The sequence below is a fragment of the Psychrobacillus sp. FSL K6-2836 genome (assembly GCF_038003085.1).
GTDB lineage: Bacteria > Bacillota > Bacilli > Bacillales_A > Planococcaceae > Psychrobacillus.
On record NZ_JBBOOM010000001.1, the window covers coordinates 4,055,474 to 4,080,730 of the forward strand.

General features: G+C 36.2%; 25 protein-coding genes. 24 read left to right on the forward strand and 1 reads right to left on the reverse strand.

The genetic code is table 11. The features are described 5' to 3' along the window. The first annotated feature begins 41 nt into the window (after positions 1 to 41). From MKY37_RS19710 to MKY37_RS19755, 10 genes are all read left to right on the forward strand, one after another. Positions 42 to 878, forward strand: coding sequence for a lipoate--protein ligase family protein (locus MKY37_RS19710; protein ID WP_340779530.1), 837 nt, complete (start codon positions 42 to 44; stop codon positions 876 to 878). 158 nt (positions 879 to 1,036) lie between these two features. Further along, on the forward strand, positions 1,037 to 3,598 hold the full coding sequence (locus tag MKY37_RS19715; RefSeq protein ID WP_340779532.1) for a vitamin B12-dependent ribonucleotide reductase: 2,562 nt from the start codon (positions 1,037 to 1,039) through the stop codon (positions 3,596 to 3,598). Between the two features lie 117 nt (positions 3,599 to 3,715). Then, entirely contained in the window at positions 3,716 to 4,138 is a 423-nt protein-coding gene (locus MKY37_RS19720; protein ID WP_340779534.1) for a hypothetical protein, read from the forward strand. A 73-nt stretch (positions 4,139 to 4,211) separates the two neighbouring features. Continuing rightward, the gene (locus MKY37_RS19725; RefSeq protein ID WP_340779537.1) at positions 4,212 to 5,273 is read left to right on the forward strand and encodes a M24 family metallopeptidase; all 1,062 of its coding nucleotides are present in this window, start codon (positions 4,212 to 4,214) and stop codon (positions 5,271 to 5,273) included. A 15-nt stretch (positions 5,274 to 5,288) separates the two neighbouring features. Continuing rightward, positions 5,289 to 5,849: an elongation factor P gene (gene efp / locus MKY37_RS19730; RefSeq protein WP_211894596.1), complete on the forward strand. Its 561-nt coding sequence runs from the start codon at positions 5,289 to 5,291 to the stop codon at positions 5,847 to 5,849. A gap of 40 nt (positions 5,850 to 5,889) precedes the next feature. Next, on the forward strand, positions 5,890 to 6,075 hold the full coding sequence (locus tag MKY37_RS19735; protein ID WP_340779540.1) for a hypothetical protein: 186 nt from the start codon (positions 5,890 to 5,892) through the stop codon (positions 6,073 to 6,075). Positions 6,076 to 6,316: 241 nt separating this feature from the next. Next, positions 6,317 to 6,526, forward strand: a complete 210-nt coding sequence (locus MKY37_RS19740) for a SpoIIIAC/SpoIIIAD family protein (protein WP_211894595.1) — start codon at positions 6,317 to 6,319, stop codon at positions 6,524 to 6,526. A gap of 401 nt (positions 6,527 to 6,927) precedes the next feature. Continuing rightward, the gene (locus MKY37_RS19745; protein ID WP_340779545.1) at positions 6,928 to 7,839 is read left to right on the forward strand and encodes a stage III sporulation protein AE; all 912 of its coding nucleotides are present in this window, start codon (positions 6,928 to 6,930) and stop codon (positions 7,837 to 7,839) included. Positions 7,840 to 8,337: 498 nt separating this feature from the next. Then, the gene (locus MKY37_RS19750) at positions 8,338 to 8,484 is read left to right on the forward strand and encodes a hypothetical protein (RefSeq protein ID WP_340779547.1); all 147 of its coding nucleotides are present in this window, start codon (positions 8,338 to 8,340) and stop codon (positions 8,482 to 8,484) included. Next, entirely contained in the window at positions 8,477 to 9,007 is a 531-nt protein-coding gene (locus MKY37_RS19755; RefSeq protein ID WP_340779550.1) for a SpoIIIAH-like family protein, read from the forward strand. Before MKY37_RS19750 ends, MKY37_RS19755 begins: the two co-directional genes overlap by 8 nt. A gap of 203 nt (positions 9,008 to 9,210) precedes the next feature. Here MKY37_RS19755 and MKY37_RS19760 read toward each other — a convergent pair whose 3' ends face one another. After that, a complete protein-coding gene (locus tag MKY37_RS19760; RefSeq protein ID WP_340779552.1) occupies positions 9,211 to 10,020 on the reverse strand; it encodes an AAA family ATPase in 810 nt (269 codons plus the stop codon). A gap of 748 nt (positions 10,021 to 10,768) precedes the next feature. Here MKY37_RS19760 and accB point away from each other — a divergent pair. From accB to spo0A, 14 genes are all read left to right on the forward strand, one after another. Then, the gene (gene accB / locus MKY37_RS19765; protein ID WP_340779554.1) at positions 10,769 to 11,266 is read left to right on the forward strand and encodes an acetyl-CoA carboxylase biotin carboxyl carrier protein; all 498 of its coding nucleotides are present in this window, start codon (positions 10,769 to 10,771) and stop codon (positions 11,264 to 11,266) included. 13 nt (positions 11,267 to 11,279) lie between these two features. Continuing rightward, positions 11,280 to 12,632, forward strand: a complete 1,353-nt coding sequence (accC, locus tag MKY37_RS19770; protein WP_340779998.1) for an acetyl-CoA carboxylase biotin carboxylase subunit — start codon at positions 11,280 to 11,282, stop codon at positions 12,630 to 12,632. Between the two features lie 15 nt (positions 12,633 to 12,647). Further along, the gene (locus tag MKY37_RS19775) at positions 12,648 to 13,040 is read left to right on the forward strand and encodes an Asp23/Gls24 family envelope stress response protein (RefSeq protein ID WP_340779557.1); all 393 of its coding nucleotides are present in this window, start codon (positions 12,648 to 12,650) and stop codon (positions 13,038 to 13,040) included. A 237-nt stretch (positions 13,041 to 13,277) separates the two neighbouring features. Continuing rightward, on the forward strand, positions 13,278 to 13,655 hold the full coding sequence (nusB, locus tag MKY37_RS19780; protein WP_211894588.1) for a transcription antitermination factor NusB: 378 nt from the start codon (positions 13,278 to 13,280) through the stop codon (positions 13,653 to 13,655). A gap of 27 nt (positions 13,656 to 13,682) precedes the next feature. Continuing rightward, a complete protein-coding gene (folD, locus tag MKY37_RS19785) occupies positions 13,683 to 14,540 on the forward strand; it encodes a bifunctional methylenetetrahydrofolate dehydrogenase/methenyltetrahydrofolate cyclohydrolase FolD (RefSeq protein ID WP_340779560.1) in 858 nt (285 codons plus the stop codon). Between the two features lie 509 nt (positions 14,541 to 15,049). Beyond that, positions 15,050 to 16,408 carry an exodeoxyribonuclease VII large subunit gene (xseA, locus tag MKY37_RS19790; RefSeq protein ID WP_340779562.1) on the forward strand — a complete coding sequence of 453 codons (1,359 nt, stop codon included), beginning with the start codon at positions 15,050 to 15,052 and terminating at the stop codon, positions 16,406 to 16,408. A 5-nt stretch (positions 16,409 to 16,413) separates the two neighbouring features. Then, positions 16,414 to 16,635, forward strand: a complete 222-nt coding sequence (gene xseB / locus MKY37_RS19795; RefSeq protein ID WP_340779565.1) for an exodeoxyribonuclease VII small subunit — start codon at positions 16,414 to 16,416, stop codon at positions 16,633 to 16,635. Further along, positions 16,628 to 17,512, forward strand: coding sequence for a polyprenyl synthetase family protein (locus MKY37_RS19800; RefSeq protein ID WP_340779999.1), 885 nt, complete (start codon positions 16,628 to 16,630; stop codon positions 17,510 to 17,512). The genes xseB and MKY37_RS19800 overlap by 8 nt, the downstream gene beginning before the upstream one ends. A gap of 87 nt (positions 17,513 to 17,599) precedes the next feature. After that, positions 17,600 to 19,495, forward strand: coding sequence for a 1-deoxy-D-xylulose-5-phosphate synthase (dxs, locus tag MKY37_RS19805; RefSeq protein WP_340780001.1), 1,896 nt, complete (start codon positions 17,600 to 17,602; stop codon positions 19,493 to 19,495). Then, a complete protein-coding gene (locus MKY37_RS19810) occupies positions 19,492 to 20,310 on the forward strand; it encodes a TlyA family RNA methyltransferase (protein WP_340779567.1) in 819 nt (272 codons plus the stop codon). Before dxs ends, MKY37_RS19810 begins: the two co-directional genes overlap by 4 nt. Before the next feature lie 102 nt (positions 20,311 to 20,412). Continuing rightward, complete coding sequence (ahrC, locus tag MKY37_RS19815; RefSeq protein WP_340779568.1) at positions 20,413 to 20,862, forward strand: transcriptional regulator AhrC/ArgR; 450 nt, start codon at positions 20,413 to 20,415, stop codon at positions 20,860 to 20,862. 16 nt (positions 20,863 to 20,878) lie between these two features. Then, positions 20,879 to 22,582, forward strand: a complete 1,704-nt coding sequence (gene recN, locus MKY37_RS19820) for a DNA repair protein RecN (protein ID WP_340779569.1) — start codon at positions 20,879 to 20,881, stop codon at positions 22,580 to 22,582. Positions 22,583 to 22,939: 357 nt separating this feature from the next. Further along, positions 22,940 to 23,899 (forward strand): SpoIVB peptidase S55 domain-containing protein, encoded by a 960-nt coding sequence (locus MKY37_RS19825; RefSeq protein ID WP_340779570.1) that lies wholly within the window; start codon positions 22,940 to 22,942, stop codon positions 23,897 to 23,899. 218 nt (positions 23,900 to 24,117) lie between these two features. Further along, positions 24,118 to 24,909 carry a sporulation transcription factor Spo0A gene (gene spo0A, locus MKY37_RS19830; RefSeq protein WP_340779571.1) on the forward strand — a complete coding sequence of 264 codons (792 nt, stop codon included), beginning with the start codon at positions 24,118 to 24,120 and terminating at the stop codon, positions 24,907 to 24,909. Positions 24,910 to 25,257 lie beyond the last annotated feature (348 nt).

The following is a 25,257-nucleotide window of genomic DNA, read 5'->3' on the forward strand; positions in this document are numbered from 1 at the left end:
TATTTGATAAAATGAAACACGTTGTGAAGGGAGAGATTCAGGTGGAAAAAGCAAAATGGTACTTCATAAATTCTGGACCCTGTAGTCCATCTTACAATATGGCGATGGATGAAGCGCTACTAGATTGGCATAGTGAAGGTCTTATTCCTCCGGTTATAAGATTTTACGAATGGAATCCAGCTACCTTATCAATTGGTTATTTTCAATCAGTGGAAAAAGAAATTGATATGGATGCTGTAAAAAGATTAGGACTTGGTTTTGTGCGTAGACCAACTGGAGGAAGAGGGGTACTTCACGAACATGAACTTACATACAGTGTGATCGTTACGGAGAGCTACCCGAGTATGCCAGCTACTGTAACAGAGGCTTATCGTGTTATTAGTGAGGGTTTACTGTTAGGGTTTCAAAACCTTGGATTAGACGCTTATTTTTCTGTTCCGAATACAGATGAACAAAAAGAAAATTTAAAAAAACCAAAATCAGCAGTATGTTTTGATACTCCAAGCTGGTATGAACTTGTAGTTGAAGGAAAAAAAGTTGCTGGTAGTGCGCAAACAAGACAAAAAGGTGTTATTCTACAACATGGTGCAATTTTACTTGATCTCGATGAAGATAAATTAATTCAGACGTTTAAATTTGCTTCGGAAGCGGTAAGAAACAGAGTAAGTAAAAGCTTATCGCAAAAAGCTGTTTCCATTAACAAAATAATACCAAAACCGATAACGATAGAAGAATGCAAAGCAGCTTTTAAAAAAGGATTTGCGGATGCATTGGATATTGAATTGGTAGAATATAAATTAACGCAACAACAGCAAGATTACGTAAAAGAACTAGAATCGACACGGTATGCAAATGATGAATGGAATTATAAAAAATAAAAGTAATTAGGTCTTATAGCAAAATTGAAATATAGGAAATTAGTTCTTATTTAGAAAATCCTAATCTATTTGCTTTACCTTCTACATGTTGTGTCGTATTATGAATAAAACCACTACATATTGTGTCAATCGCAATTTGTAGAAAGGAGGAAGAGTAAATGGTAACTACCAAAAATGAAACCAAACTTACTTTAAATGTCGAAGCATTAAACAAAGATATCCAATTATTTCCACAAGTTCACCCTATCACGCAAGATATGACACTTACACATAAAGGTGTGTCGAGACTTGTCATGATTGATCGCTATTCTTTTAAGGATACAGAAAAGAAAACGTTAAAAGCGGGCGATTTTGTCGTTCTAACCGTGAAAGAAGATCCTAAATTCCCAGCACGTGGACTGGGCTATATCGTCTCTATTAACGAACAAGCAAAAACAGCTGAGGTGCAGATCGAGGAAGATTACCGAAGTGCAATTGACGATGCTGCTAAAATCGAGTCTGGAATTATTACTCGTCCTTTAAGTGTCATTGAAAAACCTCTTGAAGTTTATTACGAGCAAATTGCCAAAAGAAATGCAACAGGACTTGCTTCTGTAGAAGAAACAGAAGAAAAACGTAGTGAATGGTTCGAGAAATTCTACAAACAACTAGTTTCTTTGAAATTCATCCCAGCTGGACGAGTACTTTATGGTGCTGGAACGGGAACAGATGTAACATATTTTAACTGTTATGTAATGCCATTCGTTGCGGATTCTCGTGAGGGGATCAGTGATCACCGTAAGCAAGTAATGGAAATTATGAGCCGTGGTGGTGGAGTTGGTACAAATGGTTCTACTCTAAGACCTAGAAATACTTTAGCTCGCGGAGTGAACGGAAAATCATCAGGTTCTGTTTCATGGTTAGATGATATAGCTAAACTGACTCATCTTGTTGAACAAGGTGGATCACGGAGAGGCGCACAAATGATCATGCTAGCAGATTGGCACCCTGATATTGCAGAATTTATAATTTCTAAAATGCAAAATCCGCGTATTCTACGTTTCTTGATTGAAAATACAAATGATGAAACGATTAAGCAACTTGCGAAGGACAAGCTTAAATTCAAACCCCTTACTATCCAGGAAGAAGCTATGTATCAAGGTATTATTAATTATAAAACGATTCCAGGTCTAGGTGGATTTAATGATGAGATAATTCGTGATGCGGAAACAAAATTACGTGATGGCGGAACTTATTCTGTTCATAATTCCGAGTTTTTGACTGGTGCAAATATCTCCGTTACGCTTACAGATGATTTTATGAAGGCAGTGGAAGAAGATGGCGACTTTGAATTACGTTTCCCTGCAACCGAAGCTTATTCACCAGAAGAGATGAATTTCTACAATGAAAATTGGCATAAAATTGGCGATGTTCGTGAGTGGGAAAGCATGGGCTATGAAGTTCGTACTTATCGCACAGTAAAAGCGAAAGAGCTATGGAATTTGATTAATATTTGTGCTACTTATTCAGCGGAACCAGGTGTTTTCTTCATCGATAATGCTAATGAAAAAACCAATGCAACAGCATACGGACAAAAAGTTGTCGCAACTAATCCTTGTGGCGAACAACCACTTGCACCTTATTCTGTATGTAACTTGGCTGCCGTGAATTTAGCGCAATTTGCAAATAAGGAAACGAAAACAGTGGATTATGAAGCGTTGAAAGAAACGGTTCGTGTTGGTGTACGTATGCAAGATAACGTGATCGATGCGACGCCATATTTCTTAGAAGAAAATAAAGTACAAGCACTTGGCGAAAGACGTGTAGGTTTAGGTGTGATGGGTCTTGCCGACTTGTTAATCTATTGTGAAAAAGAGTATGGTTCGGATGAAGGTAACGTTTTAGTGGACGAAATATTTAAAACAATTGCGATTGCTGCATATGAAACATCGGCGGAACTTGCCGTAGAACGTGGAAGCTTCCCATTCTTAACTGGTGAAACAGAAGAGGAAACAAAACGTTTGCGTAAAGCATTTACGGAAACTGGATTTATGAGTTCAATGCCAGAAGAAATTCGAAACTCTATTTTAGAAAATGGTATCCGAAATTCCCACTTGTTAACAGTTGCACCTACAGGATCTACTGGAACAATGGTTGGTGTTTCTACTGGACTTGAGCCGTATTATTCATTCACTTATTATAGAAGTGGTCGTTTAGGTAAATTCATCGAAGTAAAAGCAGATATTGTACAAGAATATTTAGAACGTAATGAAGCAGCTGAAGAAGAAAATCTTCCAAATTGGTTCGTTACAGCTATGGAGCTTGCTCCAGAAGCACATGCAGATGTGCAATGTATCATTCAGCGCTGGATTGATAGCTCTATTTCTAAAACGGTTAACGCGCCTCGTGGATATACGGTTGAACAGGTAGAAGGAGTGTACGAACGTCTATATCGCGGTGGAGCTAAGGGTGGTACTGTGTATGTCGATGGAAGTCGTGACTCGCAAGTACTAACGTTAAAAGCAGAGGAAAATACATTAGAAGATCATCCAAAAGAAGAAAAAGTAGAAAAAAGACATGTCGTTTTAATAGATACAATTCAAGACTTACGTTCAACTAATGTAACAATTGGTTCAGAAGTTGGAAACACATGCCCTGTTTGTCGTAAAGGTACAGTAGAAGAAATGGGTGGATGTAACACATGCACCAACTGTAATGCTCAACTAAAATGTGGCTTGTAATCTCAGAATAATAAAAGCACAAGTGATAACTCCCTATCACTTGTGCTTTTATTTTGTTTTCTTAGGTTTAATAACTAGTTCATTCGCTTAAACTATGGAAACACAAGGAGGATTGACATGAAAGGATTATCAATCAGTACTAGTCTAGTTGCAGCATTGACAACAACCATTTTATTTAAGCTTCTGGATTTTTTCCATTTCATTAAATGGAATCCTATAGGATATGCGAAGACATTTCAGTTATTAAAAGAGAGCAACGTATATATTAAATGGATAAGTTTGTTTTTTATCATATGGGGTGTTTGTTTTCTTCTATATTATGTTTCTTTATTGTTTGCCAAGATTCCCGTGTCCATAACTAGTATTGCAGTGGGGCTCCTTATCGCAGTTGCACTTGAATGGATTATTCTAGATACAGATTCTATAGAGAAAACGATAAAAAGAATATCTATACCATTTATATGTATTGTCATTGTTGGCGTTCGTTTTGTGATGGAATCAGCAATCTTTCATTCGCAAGACACCCCTCTTGGAAAATGAAAAATTTACCGACCTCACTTACTGTGATAAAATATACAGAGAAGTTATTTTGATAATGAGATGAGGGCTAAAAATGAAACTAGGTAAATTACGTGCAGCACTTGAAGAAAATGGAGTCGACGCTTTATTAATAACGAATGGTTATAGTCGCGGATATATGACTGGATTTACTGGTACGGCTGGTGTTGCGATCATTTCTAAAAATGATGCGGTATTTATAACGGATTTCCGTTACACGGAGCAAGCAGCAAGTCAAATTAAGGATTTCCGCATTGTACAACATAAAAAAACGATGATCGAAGAAATTGCTACTCAAGTTACAGATATGGGGATAAATTCATTAGGATTTGAAAAAGATGATGTAACATATAGTGACTTTGAACTATACAAACAAGCTATACAGGCTGATTTAGTGCCACTTTCAGGGCTTGTTGAAAAAATTCGCTTGATTAAGACGGACGAAGAGATTAGTATAATAAAGGCAGCTTGTCGTATTGCTGATGAGGCATATGAACATATCGTAACTTACATAAAACCAGGTATGACAGAGCTTGATGTATCCAATGAATTGGAATTTTTCATGCGCAAAAAAGGAGCAACTTCCTCTTCCTTTGATATAATAGTTGCTTCTGGAACACGTTCAGCACTTCCACACGGGGTTGCTACTGATAAGGTCATTGAAAATGGAGATTTTGTAACATTAGATTTCGGTGCATTATACAATGGGTATATTTCAGATACTACACGTACGTTAGCTGTTGGAGAACCAAGTGATCAATTGAAAGAGATTTATCAAGTAGTTCTCGACTCTCAACTATTAGCTTTAGAAAAAGTTAAACCTGGAATGACTGGAAAAGAAGCAGACGCTATTGCTAGGGATTATATTGCTTCAAAAGGTTATGGAGAAGCATTTGGTCACTCATTAGGTCATGGAATCGGATTAGAAGTACATGAGGGTCCTGGATTATCATTCCGTTCTGATATTGTTTTGGAGCCAGGTATGGTTATTACGATAGAACCAGGTATTTACTTGCCGAATATTGGTGGAGTGCGAATCGAAGATGATGCTCTTGTTACGGAGAATGGTTTAGAAAAGTTAACGCATTCGACAAAAGAATTACTAATTTTAGCTTAATTTGGAGGGAAAATAATGATTTCAGTAAATGATTTTAAAACAGGCTTAACAATTTTAGTTGATGGTGTACTATACCGAGTATTGGATTTCCAACATGTTAAACCTGGTAAAGGCGCAGCATTCGTACGTTCTAAATTGAGAAATTTACGTAACGGTTCAGTAAATGAAAAAACTTTCCGTGCTGGAGAAAAAGTAGAAAAAGCACAAATTGATAACCGTAAAATGCAATATCTATATGCTAGTGGTGATCAGCATGTATTCATGGATACAGATTCTTACGAACAAATCGAACTAAGTGAAAACCAAATCGAGTATGAACTAAAATTCTTACGCGAAAATATGGAAATACATGTAATTCAATTCCAAGGAGAAACACTAGGAGTAGAATTACCAAAATCAGTAGTTCTTGAAGTTACAGAAACAGAACCAGGTATTAAAGGTGATACTTCGGGTGGTGGTTCTAAAACTGCTAGTCTTGAAACTGGTTTAATAGTAACGGTTCCATTGTTCATCAATGTTGGAGATAAACTAATTATCAATACAGATGAAGGTTCATACGTATCAAGAGCTCAATAATATTTTATGAAGAGTCTCACACTTGTGAGTCTCTTTTTTTATGAATGAATATATAATACTACTGATTTCTGCTTCAGGCGGACGCTTTTCGTACGTGGGGGGAGCGATAAATCATCACCGTCGTTTGACAAAATTATCCGTTCCGCAAGTAAAAGGTAATAGATCACAAGTAAGTATAGACTTAGAGCAAGTAAATACTTTACGAACGCAAGTAAGCCACATGTGAATGCAAGTAAACAACTGGTGAACGCAAGTAAAGATAAAATAAGATCAAATCTATGTGGAAATACAGTGAAATAGCAAGTATTTCCCCAATGAAAAGCCAGGGTGCAACTGAATTGTATATTCGGTCGCTTACAAATAGGTATTTTGAAGAATAAGATCTATCGATAAATACTCTATTGTAATTTTCTTTCATAATCCACTCGACCCTATCATATGTTGTCTGTATGGAAGGGGGAGGCATTGTGGAACTTCACGATGTACTTCGAGTTGCGGGAATTGGTATTTTAATAGCTATTCTTCACTTGTTTTTTGAATCTACAGGTAAAAAGGAGTATGCATTTTTTTTGTTTTTTGTTGGTTATATATATATGACAATTGAATTATTGCGACTGTTGAGACTATTTTTTTACGAAATATCTACATTTTTAGAATGGCTTATGATGACGAGTTAGCAAATGGTCATATACATAACAATTATTCTAGCATTTGTTTTACTGCAGCTAATTAAAGAATCGTACCCTCGCATTCATTCAATTGTATATACGATTTACATTTTTCTCTTTTTAACTTATATATTCACCGTATTTATCATTCCTTATGTCTCCCAATACATCTCCGTCGTACCAGCGAACCTACTACCGGTCTTTAAACTACTTTTATTTTCAGTTGTCTTATTATTTCTTTCCCAAATAATTGAAGACCTTCTTTTGGACTATGAATATACAAGCCTAGCATCGTTATTCACTTTTACGACAAAAGCTATTTTGCTTATTGTGTGGCTGAATCATATGAAGCAATTCTATGACAAGTTTTTATCACTTTTGGGACTACTCTCTTGAAGGAATGAACAGCAATGGAAGAAATACTAACGTCTTTAGTGCAGCCTGTCAAAGAGGTAGCACAAACATTTTCGTACATGCTATTATTTGGATTTGTCTTTGTCTGTCTAGAGTGGTTTATTCCATCGAGTAAAAGATTATTTAAATTATTATTTATGTTAATAATATGCATTTATTGTTTGGAACCAGCTATTCGAGCATTGGAAATGATTCAGGCGATGACGACTGAATTAGTTACTTTATTCCTAGGTATATATCCAATCTTAACACTAGGTATTGCTGCTTCAGGAGGAGCATTTTTAATAACCGCCTGGAATCCGGCTGTCATGTTATTTGCATCCTTCACTACAGTATTAGCAGGGAAAATTTTAATACCTGCTATTATGGCTGCATTTATATTTGATTTGATCAGTAGAATTCACCCTCAGACTTCTTTTTCAAAAATGTCTGATCTCATCCGATTAACTTTAATAGGCTCCACATCTATTATTCTTCTCTTATATAGTATCTTCATGTCAGTTAACGGTGTGATAACGTGGTCTGTAAGTGGGACAGTCAATGAGACTGTAAAACGGCTAATCCAAAATAATATTCCGTTTGTCGGTTCTTTACTGACAGAGAGTATTAGCACGATGAAAAACTTTTCCTCATCTGCTTCTGTTATAACCGGAAATGCTGTTATTTTATCTGTGTTAATGTTAGTGTCGATTCCAACCATACAAACAATTCTCATTGCTTTTTTATACCGTTTGCTTGGTGCTATTTTAGAACCTTTTGTAGATGGTAATATAAGTGGATTATTAGATGATATTGGAAAGACACTATTTGTTCTTTCTATAATCTCCGTATTAATCGCATTTACGTTTTTCTTCACGATTATATTAACGATGTTATTTGCAAAACTACTAATAAGTGGGAAAGGATAGTAGCCATCGTTACGAGACTTCTCTTTGGCATTCTATTAATCGTTCTAGTAGGCGAACTTCTTTCTATATTACTGGACCATACCGATAAGGAACGAACGGGATTTCTTGTGAAAATAGCGATTATCTATTGGATTATGAGCTTTCTCTTCATATAAACAGGTTGTCTTGCATAAAGTATTGTATCCATCATGAAAAGAAGGGTGAATCACCATTTCATTTAAACAAAAACCCACTTTTCGTTTTGTTGTCATTTGTATAGCTGTTCTTTTCATTAGTCTACTTTTTTCTGACTTACTTACTCGTGGTGGGGGAAGTAATAGTGAAACCGAAGATCCAGCCTACGAAGCTTCAGATAATCTAATATCTATATTAGAGAAGATTAACGGGGTAGGAAAGGTTGCAGTTTATTTCCATTACGGGGATAGTTCCGAAAACATCACGGAAAGTGAAGTTTCATTTTTCCAGTGGACAAGTGACAGTAAAAAGGACAAAGAGGAATTGATTGGAATACTAGTAGTTGCGGAAGGGGCGAACGATAAACGTATACAAAATAGTTTAGTAAAGACATTATCATCTGTATTGCAAATATCTCCACATCGAATTGTGATAGAAGAAATGGAATTGGAGGATAAACAACATGAATAAAAAGAGATCTGTATGGTTTTTAACATTATTTAGTTTAGTAGCAGTAGTGACGGTTTTTTATGTATCGGATCGACCATCACCATTCGATGGGATTCAACTATTTTCCGATGACACGTTAGATGAGGTAGGGTTAGTAGAAACTTCTTCAACAAATGAAGAATCATTTGTTTCTCAAAGTAATGCATTTGAAGAAATGAGAATGGAAGTAACCGAAAAACGCAGTCAACTAACTGAACAATTAACTAAAAAAGTCGGCTCCAATGAATTTACAGCAGAACAAAAAGACGAGGCCTATAACAAAATTGAAGAACTAGTTAAAATTGATTCCACAGAAGCGATGTTGGAGTTAATCATAAAGTCATTAGGATATGATGATGCACTAGTGCGTATAGAAGAAAGTGATGTTTTAATAGATGTTGTATCTAATGAACAATCGACTAAAAAAGCATCTGAAATTATTTATGCGGTTAAGCGGGAGTGGCCGCAAGCTTATAATGTTGAAGTAAATTTTGATGGTCAGTAATCTAAAAGAAAATAAAAATATACTTAATATATTATAGCTGTATTGAAGAGTGCCTGAAGGGGCGCTTTTTTTTTTTTGAAAGTATTGGAAATGTATATAGGAGGGATTAGAAAAATCCTTAGTTTAGTATAAAAATGATTTTTCTTCCACAAAAGGGGGCGTAGCAGGAAGAAGCTGATACGCCCCCTCGCTATTGAGGCAGATTATTCAAATTCTTTCGAACGAGCTCTGAAAAAGTCGTAGAAAAATCTTACATTTTCAAGTTCAGTCCATTTATACGTTCTCAAAAGGGGAGCGTCAAGATTATAAATTTTAGCATCTAGTGTTCCCAACATAAATGGAGAATGTGTCGCAATAATAAACTGACAGTTAAAAAATCTTGCCAGTTTATTGATTTCTTCCGCCAACTGAATTTGGTTTGTAGGTGAAAGAGATGTTTCAGGTTCATCTAGCAGGTATAAGCCATTTGGGGTAAGATACTCATCAAACATCTGGATGGATGTCTCTCCGTTAGAATACTTTTCATTCGCAAACTTCATAATCTCGATTTGTTTGTACATCTGCGAAGAATGTTTCAACTTTTCCAAAAGCTCCTTAGTATACCCCAATTTAGAGTGCTGGTATAGGTAACCTTCCTTAAGAACTGCCTCCTGCTGAATCTTCTTGATCTCATATAAAATATCTTCGCTTTTGATGTACAGACTATTATGCGGTATTCGATCTGACTCCTCGTCACTCTTATTTTCACCTAGGCTGTATGAACAATTCAACATGTAATCTAAAGGGTATTTGTTATGGGCGTTATTTGTAGGTTCCTCTGCCCCTGTAATATTCAGCTTGTTTGCTATTAAATTTAACATGGTGGACTTGCCAGACCCGTTATTACCATACAAAACTGTAATGTTGTTAAAGACAAACACTTCTCCAGTTATTTTTTTAAAAACATTGTATGGATAGGCATTTGGATTCTTAACTGTATGAGGAGAAAGTTTAAAGCTTTTTAAATATATCATATGGGTAAACCTTTCTTTGGGAATAATGAACAGCTACCATCATTTTACCAGATTTGCAGAAATAAAGAGCGAAGATTGAATTTATGTGGTTCAGCAAAAATTTTTCTTCTAAAGAGTAGGAATATAAGTCTCCGGGATATTAGCGGTGTTAAAATAAATTTTATAATATTTTTAACACTTTACTATTGATAAACAATTACGGTAATGACTGGCTTATTCTTTTAAAGGACACTTGTGCTTTTCTTAAAAGTATATAAAAATGTCCCGTGATCACAGGGTTTATGGTACTTAAAAGAATCTTCGAGAGCTTATTCTATAAATTAGAAAGTATCTTTTCTCTGGTTGTCCAATAACGCACTAGCTTGTTTCTAAGAGTTGTAGAAGCGCGACGGACAGGTAAACGCCAGCAGCTCCCCTAAAAAACGGTTATAGTATCCCTTCGAAAACGATAGAAACAAGTTTTGGTCTTAAAGGACAGGACATGTTTTTTGCCTGGTTTATCTTATGGAATACAATAAGATAATGTGGAAAATTGGAATGAAACCGATGTTTAAAATTTCTTATAATTTATATAGAAAATAATTCCAAAACGCTCAAAAGCCCTTCAATAAAAGGTTTTCGTCGATTGTAGAAATATCATTTTTTTATTATTTCAGAATAATTAACGCTATCTATTTCAAATTAGCAGGAAAACGTCTAAAATAGATTATGGAGCACTAAATAATGTAGATAAAAGGGGATTACCTAAATGAAGATTCAAGAAATCAGAGAAATTATAAAGCTTATCGATCAGTCGTCATTAGATGAATTTTTATACGAATCAGAAGGTACAAAGATTAAGTTGAAAAAAAATGAAAAAGGTTTTGTGAATTCAACTAGTGAAACCTTTGAAAGTTCATCAATTGTAGAGCAGCCGAAACAAGTGGAAGTAAAAGCGCCTATCGTTCAAGAGATACAAAAGGAAGCTGTAGTTGAAGAAACTACTGTTGATGTTGTAGATAGTTCATTGCATACAATTATTTCACCAATGGTTGGTACGTTTTATCAATCTTCCTCTCCTGATGCATCTGCATACGTAGAAGTTGGTACGAAAGTGTCATCTGATTCTATCGTCTGTATCGTGGAAGCAATGAAGCTGTTCAATGAAATTGAAGCTGAAATTGATGGAGAAGTTGTAGAAATACTAGTGAAAGATGGACAATTAGTTGAATATGGTCAACCTCTGTTCCTCGTTAAAGGAAATTAAGAAAGGAGCAAGGATCATGAAAAAAGTATTGATTGCCAATCGCGGAGAAATAGCTGTCCGCATAATACGAGCGTGTAAAGAATTAGACATCGAAACTGTGGCAGTATTTTCTGAAGCAGACCGTGAAGCACTTCATGTGCAAATTGCTGATGAAGCTTATTGTATAGGTCCGAGACTTTCAAAGGATTCCTATTTAAATTTTTCAAGCATCATAACAGTTGCAAAACTAACTGGTTGTGAGGGAATTCATCCAGGTTATGGATTCCTAGCAGAGAATGCCGAGTTTGCTGAGCTATGTGAAGATTGTGATATTAAATTTATCGGACCAACTTCCTCTGCTATTAAAAGTATGGGGATTAAGGATGTAGCAAAAGAAACAATGGAAAAAGCAGGAGTTCCAATAGTTCCTGGGTCTAAAGGGATTGTAGAAACCGAAGAAGATGCTTTGAAAGTCGCTAGAGAAATAGGTTTTCCAGTAATTATCAAAGCTACTGCTGGTGGCGGTGGTAAAGGAATCCGTGTCGCTAAAGATGAGGAAGATCTTCTAAAAGGGATTAAAATAACGCAAAAAGAAGCGGCAGCAGCATTCGGTAACCCTGGCGTTTACTTAGAGAAATATATTGAAGTATTCCGTCATGTGGAAATTCAAGTGTTGGCTGATGGTCATGGAAATGCTGTTCACCTAGGAGAACGCGATTGTTCCGTTCAGCGTCGTATGCAAAAGCTAGTGGAGGAGGCACCTTCTCCTGCATTGTCTGAGGAGCTCCGAGCTGAGATGGGAGAAGCAGCTGTGAAGGCAGCATTAGCTGTTGGTTATGAGAGCGCTGGTACAGTGGAATTTATCTTTGATCATATTGAACAAAAATTCTACTTCATGGAAATGAACACACGTATTCAAGTTGAGCACCCTGTCACTGAAATGATTACAGGTGTAGATTTGATTAAACAAATGCTTTTAGTTGCAGCTGGTGAGAAATTGCCTTTCGAACAAAAAGATATTAAACTAAATGGATGGGCAATTGAATGTCGTATTAATGCGGAGAACCCTGTGAAAAACTTTATGCCTTCTCCGGGACTAGTAGAGTTTTATTTGCCACCAGGTGGTTTGGGAGTTCGAGTAGATTCTGCTGTATACCCTGGTTATACGATCCCGCCATTTTATGATTCAATGGTTGCAAAACTTATTGTACATGCTGCAACTCGAGAAGAAGCAATCGCTAAAATGAAACGTGCACTAAGTGAATTTGCTATCGAAGGAGTCGAAACTACTATCGGATTCCATTCGAAGCTCATGAATCATGAAGTATTTGTGTCAGGTGATTTTGATACGAAATTCTTAGAAAAATATGATGTAATGAATTCATAATAAGGAGTGAAGGATATGACAGAAACTACTGAACAAAAGTTTGTTCAAATGACTCCTGAAGGAAAAGAATATCTAGGAACGATAGAAATTGCTCCCGAAGTAATTACAGTAATCGCTGGAATTGCTACAAATGAAGTGGAAGGTATTGCTGGTACACGAGGAAACTTTGCTGCAGGTGTAGTAGAACGTCTAGGAAAAAAAGTACATGGCAAGGGTATTAAAACGGAGATAAATAATGATGGCTTGTTTATCGATGTATACTGCCTTGTGAAATATGGTTCATCTGTTCCTACAGTTGCGAGAGAAGTCCAATCCCAAATTCGTCAAGCAATCGAAAATATGACGAGTTTAACACCTAAAGAAGTGAATGTACATATTACAGGTGTTCAATTCGATACAGCAGAATAAGAAAAGCGTAAGCGCCTATGTAAGACCCGACAAGCGCTGAAATCCTGAAGCGACTCGAGGGGCTAGGCGCTGGAGCTGGACAGGTAGTAAACAAAAACTCTATACTTTTCTCATTTCTTAAAAGAGAAAGAGCTATCCATCAGGTAGCTCTTTCTTTTTTTTGCCTTTCTAATACACATACTACAAAAAAATATGCTATGATTGTCTAGATAGTTACATTTAAAGGAGAACTAAATAATGAAACGAAGACAAGCGAGAGAATTAGCATTACAAGCTCTATTTCAATTAGACAATCATGAAATTTCCATAGAAGAAGCTATTGGACATGTCACAGAAGAACAAGATTCTTTTTTGACACAAGTAGTGACTGGAGTCGTGAATCATAAAGAGGAAATAGATGCTTCTTTAACAGATAAACTAGAAAACTGGTCGCTTTCTAGACTTCCGAAAATTGAACGTACAGTACTAAGAATTGCTGTTTTTGAATTACTATTCACTGAAGAAACACCCGCTAAAGTAGTGATCAATGAAGCACTAGAGATTTCTAAAGTATTTGGTGACGAGAAGTCAAGTCGTTTCGTAAATGGTGTTTTATCTAAATATGCAGAGCAATAATCTACATTGACTTAAGGAGCGTTTGAATTGTCTACTAATAAAATTGATGGAAAGCAAATTGCAGGGTTAGTAACAGAAAAAGTGAAAGAACGTGTTGAAAACCTAAAATCTAAAGGTATCGTTCCAGGATTAGCAGTTGTTTTAGTTGGAAGCAATCCTGCCTCACAAACGTATGTAAACAATAAAGCAAAAACTTGCGAGCGTTTAGGTATGTACTCCGTGTTGATAGAGCTAGACGAAAATATTTCTGAAGATGAGCTTCTTAAAAATGTAGAGGCACTTAACCAAGATATAAAAATTCATGGTATTTTAGTTCAATTGCCATTACCTTCCCAAATTGATGAGGACAGGGTGATTGCAGCTATTTCTCCGTTAAAGGATGTTGATGGATTCCATCCAGAAAATGTTGGGAAAATGATGATTGGTCAACAATCTTTCCTTCCTTGTACACCTTTTGGCGTTATGAAATTACTCGAATACAGTGATGTAGATATTGCAGGAAAACACGCTGTAATTATTGGTCGAAGCAACATTGTTGGTAAACCGATGGGTCAGCTATTGTTACAAAAAGATGCAACAGTTACATATTGTCATTCTAGAACAAAAGATTTACACTCTTTTACAAAACAAGCGGATATTTTAGTTGTTGCAACTGGTCGAACTAAGATGATAGATGCTAGTTATATAAAAGAAGGGGCAGTAGTCATTGATGTAGGTATCAACCGTGATGAGAACAACAAGCTCTGCGGAGATGTAGACTTTGCTTCTGCACAGGAAGTAGCTTCTAAAATTACGCCAGTACCTGGTGGTGTAGGTCCAATGACAATCGCAATGCTTATGGAAAATACTTGTTTAGCGGCTGAAAATACATTAACTAATAAATAATTGGTGAGCTGTTTTTCTATGAAAGACAGCTTTTACCTTGAAGGATAAACCCATTTTTTTAGGTAACCCGTTAACACTACTGATTTCCGTTACATGTGGACGCTTTCCGCGGGGTGAGCGATGAGCCATCACCGTAGCTTCGCTTCCGTTGTGATGTCTCATCTATCTCACTCATCCCGCTGGAGTCGCCGCCTTTCACTACAATCAATGAATTGTGTAGTGCTCAATATAATATTTAGCATAACTTATTGCTAAGACAATTGGATTATTCTAAGTTAATTCAATCAATCCTTTTTGCCATACATATTAGTTGATTGGAGCGCAGGTGGCGACTTCTGCGGGAATAGCATGAGCTGAAGGCCCCGCAGGAACGTAGTGACGAGGAGACTGAAGCCATGCCCGCGAAAAGCGTCCGCCGTAGCGGAAATCAACGGTGACTTTAAGGTTACTCTTCTTAAAAGGACTAGCCATCTGACACTTTTTCTTATTACAATATTGGAGTTGTTTTTGTGACTACAGAACCGAGTAAGTATTTGACTGTAAAAGCTTTAACCAAATACATAAAGCGAAAATTCGATGCAGATACGCATTTACGAGATGTGTACGTAAAAGGGGAACTTTCCAATGTGAAAGTTCATTCTAGTGGACATATCTATTTTACGCTTAAAGATGATGCTGCTCGAATCACTTCCGTCATGTTTGCGATGAATGCCAAATCATTAAAATTTGTTCCTGAAAGTGGCATGAATGTACTCGTGCGGGGAGATATAAATGTATTCGAAGTAGCAGGACAATATCAGTTATATGCTGCTACTATACAGCCAGATGGTATAGGAGAGCTTTTTTTAGCATTTGAACAATTGAAAAAGAAATTGCAGCAAGAAGGACTCTTCCATTCAAGTCGTAAAAAAACCATACCGACCTTCCCTAAAAAAATTGGTGTCGTTACCTCTAAAACTGGAGCAGCTATACGAGATATTTTAACAACATTAGAACGTCGCTACCCTATTTCTGAAGTAATCGTATTTCCTAGTATCGTTCAAGGACCTCAAGCTGCCCCTTCCATTGTAAAGTCTATTGAAAAAGCCAACCAGACTAGTGACATGGATGTTTTAATTGTAGGACGAGGTGGCGGTTCCATTGAGGATTTATGGGCTTTCAACGAGGAAGTAGTAGCTAGAGCTATTGCAGATAGTCGAGTTCCAATCATAAGTGCAATTGGTCATGAAACAGATACAACCATCGCAGATTTTGTCTCGGATTTAAGAGCGCCAACCCCAACAGCAGCTGCTGAAATGGCAGTACCAAGCAAAGAAAATCTCATGCAAAATATTTTATCATTTCAATCGGCCAGCTTACATTTTATTACTAAGCGTATAACCGATGAGAAAAACAGATATAAACGAGCAATGGAATCACCAGTAATGGCAACCCCTGAGAAATTATATCGTCCTTTTATTGAAAGGTTCGTTCGGGCAGAACAGCAGCTTCAAAGAGAAACTAACCTTCATTTGAAAAGTAAACAACGTGATTATTTACAAGTGCAAAATAGATTTTTCCAATTATCTCCACAGAGAGTAATTGATCTACATCATAAATCTGTTCAGTCCATGACCAATCAACTAAATCAGGCGACACTATCCACGTTTGAAAAAAATCGTCAGCAATTTGTTAGTTCTATTCGAACATTAGAAGCGCTAAATCCATTGAAAATTATGGATCGAGGATACAGTATTATTTACAAAGAAGGCAAGCTAGTTAAATCCGTAGAAAATGTAAAAAAAGATGATTCGATATTTGTTACATTACAAGATGGTCAATTAGAAGCTATCGTTCAGCGAGTTGAAGTGAAAGAAAGTGGGGACTAATATTAATGACTAAGAAGGAAATTCTATTCGATGAAGCAATGCTGCAATTAGAAAATATAGTTCGTCAGCTAGAACAAGGTGATGTACCGTTAGAAAGTGCTATAGAGCTATATCAAAAAGGTATGGAACTTTCCAAAGTATGTAGTGACAAGCTGCAAAAAGCAGAAAAGCAATTAGTTACATTTATGGATGAAAACAAAGAAGATGCTGGTACGTCCAATGAGTAATCTATTAACTTCATTTATTCAAACCAACCAGCCGCTTATAGAAAAGACATTGCATGCCTTAATAAATGATATAAAGGCACCTCAACCATTGAAAGATGCTATGCTGTATTCACTTCAAGCTGGCGGCAAAAGAATTAGACCTCTGTATACACTTGCAGTTTTAAAAGAGCTAGATATTGAAAATGAGGATGCAATTATTGTCGCAAGCACTATTGAAATGATTCATACGTATTCGCTTATTCATGATGATTTGCCTGCGATGGATAATGATGATTTACGCCGTGGAAAACCAACCAATCATATAGTTTTCGGAGAAGCTCTAGCTATATTAGCGGGAGATGCGCTTGTAACGATTGCCTTTGGTATTATTGCAAGACTAAAGAATATATCTCCTGAACTGAAAGTAGAATTGATTGATAAGTTAAGTTTTTCTGCTGGAGCAGAAGGTATGGTTGGCGGGCAAGTATTAGATATGCTCGGAGAAGGTCAAACCTTAACTTTGGAGCAGCTAGAAGAGATTCATATAAATAAAACAGGTGCACTCTTGTCATACAGTATACTAGCCGGAGCTATCATTGCAAATGTTCCTACAGAAATAATGACTGCATTAGAAAAGTATGCCTTTCATATTGGTCTTGCATTCCAAATACAAGATGACATTTTAGATGTAGAAGGTACTTCGGAGCAATTGGGGAAAACTGCTGGTAAAGACTTAATAAGCGAAAAGAATACATATCCTTCAATTTTGACGATGGAGGGTGCAAAAAAAGAACTTCAAAATCATTATAACAAAGCTTTTCAAGCGTTAGAGAATGTTCAAATGCACAATGGTTTACTGGTGGAGTTCGCCAATTATATTACGAAAAGATCAAAATAGTAGCGAATAATTTGTTTTTTAAGCATTTATTGCTATGATATTAACTAGTTGTAAAGAAGGAAATCTAATAGAAGGTGTGTGATGGCAATGGATTTAACTTCAATTTCTAGCCCATCCTTTTTAAAAAGTTTAGATAATGAACAATTAAAGGAACTTAGTGAAGATATTCGATCGTTTTTAATAGAAAACTTAGCAGTAACAGGTGGGCATATTGGGCCTAATTTAGGAGTAGTAGAACTAACAATTGCCTTGCATAAATCATTCAATAGCCCAGAAGATAAATTTCTTTGGGATGTAGGGCATCAAGCATATGTCCATAAAATTTTAACAGGGCGTGCGAGTCAATTCGATACACTGCGTCAATTCAAGGGATTATGTGGATTTCCTAAGCGTATTGAAAGTGAACATGATGTATGGGAAGCAGGTCATAGCTCAACTTCTCTTTCAGCTGCAATGGGTATGGCAAAGGCTCGGGATATTCAGAATAAGAAAAATTATGTTGTGCCAATAATTGGTGACGGAGCTCTTACGGGAGGTATGGCATTAGAGGCATTAAATCATATTGGGCATGAAAAAACGGATATGACCGTTATTTTAAATGACAATGAAATGTCTATTGCACCCAATGTGGGAGCACTCCACAATGTATTAGGTAGATTACGTACACATGGAACCTATAACAAGGCAAAAGATGAACTAGAATCATTACTGAAAAAAATCCCAGCAGTTGGTGGGAAACTTGCAGGTACAGCAGAACGAGTAAAAGATAGTCTAAAATATTTACTAGTTTCTGGTGCGTTTTTTGAAGAACTAGGATTTACTTATCTAGGACCAATAGATGGTCACGACTTTGATGCTCTAGAAGAAAACCTACAGTATGCGAAGAAGATGAAGGGACCAGTCCTCTTACACGTTATTACGAAAAAAGGTAAGGGCTATAAACCTGCAGAGCTTGATAAGATCGGTACATGGCATGGAACAGGTCCATATAAAATGGAAACTGGTGATCTGATCAAATCAGCTTCAAAAGGACCTTCATGGAGTGCACTTGTCGCAGAAACTGCAAGAAAACTAGCAAGAACAGATAAACGTATAGTTGCAATTACTCCAGCAATGCCAGTCGGTTCCAAATTAGAAGGATTTGCTTCTGAATTCCCGAATCGTATGTTTGATGTAGGTATTGCAGAACAGCATGCTACTACAATGGCTGCTGGAATGGCTGCTGATGGTATGAAACCGATGCTTGTTATTTATTCAACATTCCTTCAACGTGCTTATGATCAAGTGCTCCATGATATTTGTCGACAAAACTTAAATGTTGTTATCGCTATTGACCGCTCAGGCTTAGTTGGAGCAGATGGAGAAACACATCAGGGAGTATTTGATATTTCTTTCTTACGTCATATGCCAAATATGGTCATTATGATGCCCAAAGATGAAAATGAAGGCCAGCATATGGTTAACACTGCTTTCGAATATTCAGATGGACCAATAGCACTTCGTTATCCAAGAGGGAATGGTCTTGGAGTGCCAATGGATGAAGAATTAAAAACTATTCCAATTGGTTCTTGGGAAGTATTAAAAGAAGGTACACAAGCTGCTATTCTGACATTTGGAACGACAATACCAATGGCTATGAAAGCTGCAGAAACTCTTTCACAAAATAATATTTCTGTAGAAGTCATTAATGCACGTTTTATAAAACCGTTAGATGCAAAAATGCTTCAAGACCTACAGGCTCGTAATATTCCAATTATTACAGTGGAAGAGAGTGCTCTTCAAGGTGGTTTCGGTAGTGCAGTAATAGAGTTTTATAATGAAAATAACCTGCAAGCAAATGTACATCGCATTGGAATACCGGACATCTTTATCGAACATGGCGAGGTACATCAATTATTGGAAGAAATCCATATTACTTCAGATGAGATTGTAAATGTAGTGAATAGAAAAGTAAATGAATCATCCAGGTATATTCCATCATGACTAAAATACCGAAAGAACGAGTAGACGTATTATTAGTCGAACAAGGATTATTCGAAACAAGAGAAAAGGCTAAACGTGCTATAATGGCAGGGCTTATTTATAAAAACGAAGAGCGAATTGATAAACCTGGAGAAAAGGTGGAAAATACCTCTGTTTTAACAGTAAAAGGTCAGGTATTAAAGTATGTAAGCCGTGGTGGATTAAAGTTAGAAAAAGCATTAGAACAATTTGACTTGCGTATTGATGATAGAATCATGCTTGATATCGGTTCTTCTACAGGAGGATTTACGGACTGTGGTTTACAAAATGGTGTTAAGCATGCCTATGCTTTAGATGTTGGGAGTAACCAATTAGCTTGGAAAATTAGGCAAGATGCTCGTGTAACTGTTATGGAAAAAACGAATTTTAGATACTCAACCCCTGCAGATTTTTTAGAAGGTTTACCGTCATTTGCGTCGATTGATGTTTCATTTATTTCCTTAAAGCTTATTTTTCCTACCTTAAAAACAATTTTAGTACCTAATGGTGATGTGATTGCGCTTGTAAAACCTCAGTTTGAGGCAGGCAAAGATCGTGTAGGGAAAAAAGGTGTAATCAGGGATAAAGCAGTGCATGTAGATGTTTTGAATGACATAGCTCAATTTGCGGAAAGTCAGCATTTTCAATTAAAAAATGCTTCTTTCTCTCCTATAACTGGTGGAGAGGGAAATATCGAATTTTTATTTCATCTAACGAATATCGTTGGGGAAGAATTTCAACCGCATCAGATTGATTTTACAAAACTGGTAGGCGAAGCGCATCAACTACTTAAATAACTTGCGGCTCTTGTGAAAGAGTCGCTTTTTTCTTGTTACTTTTTCAAACCAATGCTATTGTATAAAGTAAATAGTATAAATATACAATGAGGTGAACCCGATATGAACAAGGGACAACGACATATTCGCATTAGAGATATTATTGCAAAGAACGAAATTGAAACACAGGATGATTTAGTCGATTTTTTAAAAAATGCGGGTTATAATGTCACTCAAGCTACGGTTTCGAGAGATATTAAAGAACTTCATTTAGTTAAAGTTCCATTGCCAAATGGTAATTATAAATATAGTTTGCCTGCTGACCAACGCTTTAATCCTACTCAAAAACTACGAAGAGCATTATCTGATGCATTCGTTAGTATTGATGGAGCAAGCTATTTTTTAGTGATGAAAACATTGCCTGGTAATGCACACGCAATTGGATCCTTAATAGATTACCTAGATTGGACAGAAATTTTAGGTACTATTTGTGGTGACGACACTTGTTTAATCCTATGTAGGCATGAAGAAGATAGTCAGGTTATTAAAAATCGCTTACTAGAAATGCTCTAAAGTGAGGTGAAATCAGTTGTTGAAGGAACTAACGATAAAAAACTTTGCCATTATTGATGAATTGACCGTCAGTTTTGAAGAAGGACTTACAGTGCTTACTGGAGAAACTGGTGCAGGGAAGTCAATAATTATAGATGCTGTGCATTTGTTATGTGGTGGTAGAGGCTCACATGAATTCATCAGACATGGGGCTAAAAAAGCGGAGTTAGAAGGTTTGTTTATTATTTCTAATCCTCACCATGGAGTTTTTAAAAAGCTGGAAGACGTTGGTATAGATATAGAGGACGAATCCATTATTTTAAGAAGAGACATTAACCAATCAGGTAAAAGTGTCTGTAGAGTAAATGGGAAACTTGTAACAATTGGTATTTTAAGAGAAATTGGCGCTTCTTTAATAGATATCCATGGTCAGCATGAAAGTCAAGAGTTGATGGACGACAAAGCTCACATCCATCTGTTAGATCAATTTGCTGGAGAAAATTTAAAAGAAGTGAAAGAATCCTATCAAGAACTTTATAAGCAATATAAAAAGTGGAAAAAAGAACTGGAAAAATTATCGGAGAACGAACAACAAATTGCACATAAAATGGATTTGTACACATTCCAAGTAGAAGAAATTGTTGATTCGAACCTAGTTATTGGTGAAGAAGAACAACTACAGGAGCAGAAAAAGAAGTTACAAAATTTCCACAAGGTATTCGATAAAATGAGTAGTGCCTATGATGCTATTTTAGCTGAATCCAAAGGTCTTGATTATATAGGTACCGCAATGGCTGATCTTCAAGATATAGCAGATGTCGATAAAAATATGCAAGAGCTTAGCGAAAACGTATCATCAGCTTTTTACATGTTACAAGATACCGCTTATCAGCTTAAAAATGAATTAGATGAGATGGAATTTGATAATAACCAATTACAAATAGTGGACGAGCGTTTAGCTACTATCCAAGGTTTAAAACGAAAATATGGTTCATCTATTGAAGAGATACTAGATTACAAAGATCAGATTCAATACAGCTTAGATCAGTTAGTTAATCGTGATGAGCAAATTCAAAAAATGACAGAAAAAATACATCAAATTGAAATTGATTTAGAATTAGAGGCTAAGGACTTAACGGATAAACGTAAAAATGCCGCGAAACTATTAAGCGTTGCTATCATGGAGCAGTTACAGGAACTATATATGGAAAAGGCGACTTTTTCGGTTATGTTTCATGAGAGTGTCAAACCAGTCTACAATGAAAATGGATTAGATGATTTGTCATTTTATATTTCAACGAATGTAGGCGAACCTCTGAAGGCATTAACTAAAATTGCTTCAGGTGGGGAGCTTTCACGTATGATGCTTGCACTTAAAAGTATCTTTTCTAAGCATCAAGGCATAACATCCATTATTTTCGATGAGGTTGATACTGGAGTAAGCGGAAGAGTTGCCCAATCAATTGCAGAAAAAATTTCTGGGATTGCTTCGAACTCACAAGTACTTTGTATATCCCATTTACCACAGGTTGCTGCGATGGCCGATCAACATTTAATGATTAAAAAAGAGGTCAGTGGTAATCGAACATTTACTGTATTAGAAGAAGTACAAAATGCTAAACGAGCGGAAGAACTAAGTCGGATGATGTCTGGTGCGGAAATTACGAGCACCACCTTACAGCATTCGAAAGAGCTATTAAAATTAGCGAAAAATCGCAAAAAAATTATAAGAAATCTGTGAAGACCTTGCAATTCAAGGTCTTTTTTTTATCTCGCATTAACGGGCAGTAATATTCCCACCTCAAGGCTTGACCCCAAAAAAGTACAAGTTGGAATTAACTGACTGTAAAAGCTCGACGTACAACATAGACGAAAAGCGCCACGTAGTGTGGCTTCGTCTGTGACTCGCTTCCTGCGAGCGTCGGACCAACAGGATGCTGGTCACTCAGGCAATACCGCACGATGCGGCGTTATTTGCTCAGACTTTAAACTCATTGGGTAAAAGAAAACCGCAATAATAGAAGTTTAACTTTATCAATTATTTACCTTTCATAGCCGACATTTTGTAGGACATAGTATCAATATAGGGAGGTGAAATATGAAGAAAAACTATCGTAAATGGTCGCTAATGCCACTACTCTTCTTTACTTTATTCTTCGCGAACAATTCAGCTTTTGCAGAGCAAACTTCAGTAGTTCCACTCGGGCAGTCCATTCAAATTGATTTACAATATGGTTCCGTTTTTGTAAGTAGTGATGTTTTACTTTCAGATGATGAGTGGTTGCGAACAGGTGATTCGATTCATCTGATCAATGATAAGCCAGTGACAAATCTAATGGACGTAAAAAGTCATTTAAAAGATAGTTCACAAATTATTATCCAGTATGAGCATAAAAAAGAAAAGTATACGAAAAGTATCAGTCCCAATCAAATGGTGAAATTACTTCCCTTTTTGAGAGACGCTACGGAAGGTATTGGTACCTTGACTTATTTTGATCCAATTACGAAAGAATTTGGTGCCCTAGGTCACCAAATAGTGGATCAACAGTCTGGAATTACACCGAATTTCTCGGAAGGGTCCATTTATTTATCATCAATTGAGCAGATAAAGAAAAGTACTCCGGGAAAACCTGGCTATAAAATAACATCTCACCAATCAAACACATTACCAATTGGTGGCGTTAATGAAAATAATGTATACGGTGTTTTTGGGAAATTGGAAAATAGTGCGTTAGAAAATATATCCATGCAACAGGTGGAAATTGTAGATCAAGAAGATATAATGACAGGTAAAGCAGTTATGCGAACCTCAATCGATGGTCAAAAAGTACAGGATTTCTCAATAGAAATTTCTTCAGTAGAAGGTCATATATTTCAATTTACAGTAACCGATAAGCAGCTCATTGAAAAGACGGGCGGTATTTTACAAGGCATGAGCGGAAGTCCAATCATGCAAAAAGATAAACTAATCGGAGTTGTTACTCATATGTATGTAGACAAACCGGAAAATGGCGCAGCATTATCAATAACCGAAATGATGAAAAAGAATCCAAAATAAAATAAAAAGGGTAGACCATTTTTGGGTCTATCCTTTTTATTTTATTTAGGTATAATATGGTATAAAGATAATTCGACATTGATGTTGTAATATTCGGAAATTTGTCGCAATACAACGAAAATGTATTATAAAAGCCTTATTTTTAATAAGGTTGAAGGATTTAAGAAAATTAAAGAGAATAGTACCTAAGTGAAAAATTACAAAAGGTGGATGAGAAAATGGAAAAGATAAAAATTGCAATTGTGGATGATAACAAAGACTTAATTCGTACGATGGGGTCCTATTTCGACCAGCACCCGGATATTGAAATAATTGGTACAGCAGTAAATGGAAAACTTTGTTTAGAACTTTTGGAAAATATCCAACCGGATGTATTACTACTCGACATAATTATGCCGCATTTAGATGGAATCGCGGTTTTAGATAATCTACAAAAAGACAATAAACTAAAGGATATTCAAGTAATTATGCTGACTGCCTTTGGCCAAGAGGATGTCATGAAACAAGCAGTAGATCTAGGAGCATCCTACTTTATGCTAAAGCCTTTTGAGTTTGAACGCTTAGTAACACAGATTAAACAAGTAGCAGGCAAGAAAGGTTTTGTTCAAGAAGAACCTATTAAAGCTAATCCCGAAAAAGAAGCATTGCAAAATAAGCGGATGATTGACAATACAATAACGAATGTTATTAAAGAGATTGGTGTTCCCGCCCATATTAAAGGTTATTCATATCTACGTGAGGCCATCCAAATGGTTTACAGTGATATCGAATTATTGGGTTCTATAACGAAAGTTTTATATCCAGAAATAGCTAAAAAATTTCAAACAACACCATCTCGTGTAGAACGAGCTATTCGGCATGCTATCGAGGTAGCCTGGAATCGTGGAAACTATGAAACTATTTCTAAATTGTTCGGATACACAGTACATCACTTAAAATCAAAACCAACTAACTCTGAATTCATTGCGATGATTGCAGACAAAATTCGTATGGAGAATATGGCTAGTTAATCGTTGGTATTAATGAACTTATTATAAATATCATTCCCGACATTTCTGAAACCTTTTAGACTCTAATTTCAATGCCTATAAACTATTACTAGCAAAACCAACGAGTTTTTTGATTCGCTGGTTTTTTTTATGTTAAAAAAGTATGCTTGGGAAAAAAAGCCTGGACTTTCAGGTGCACTTATAGAAACGAAGATTTTTTAGACTTGCTAGGGTGGTTATTTTGTACCCTTTAATGTAGACCTAGTGCAAGACTAAATATCTGTTTAAAATCAGGTTAAACTAGTTAATAATAATAACAATTAGGTATTAATAGCGATATTTTTCTCAAAATCAAAATTTTTATCACAC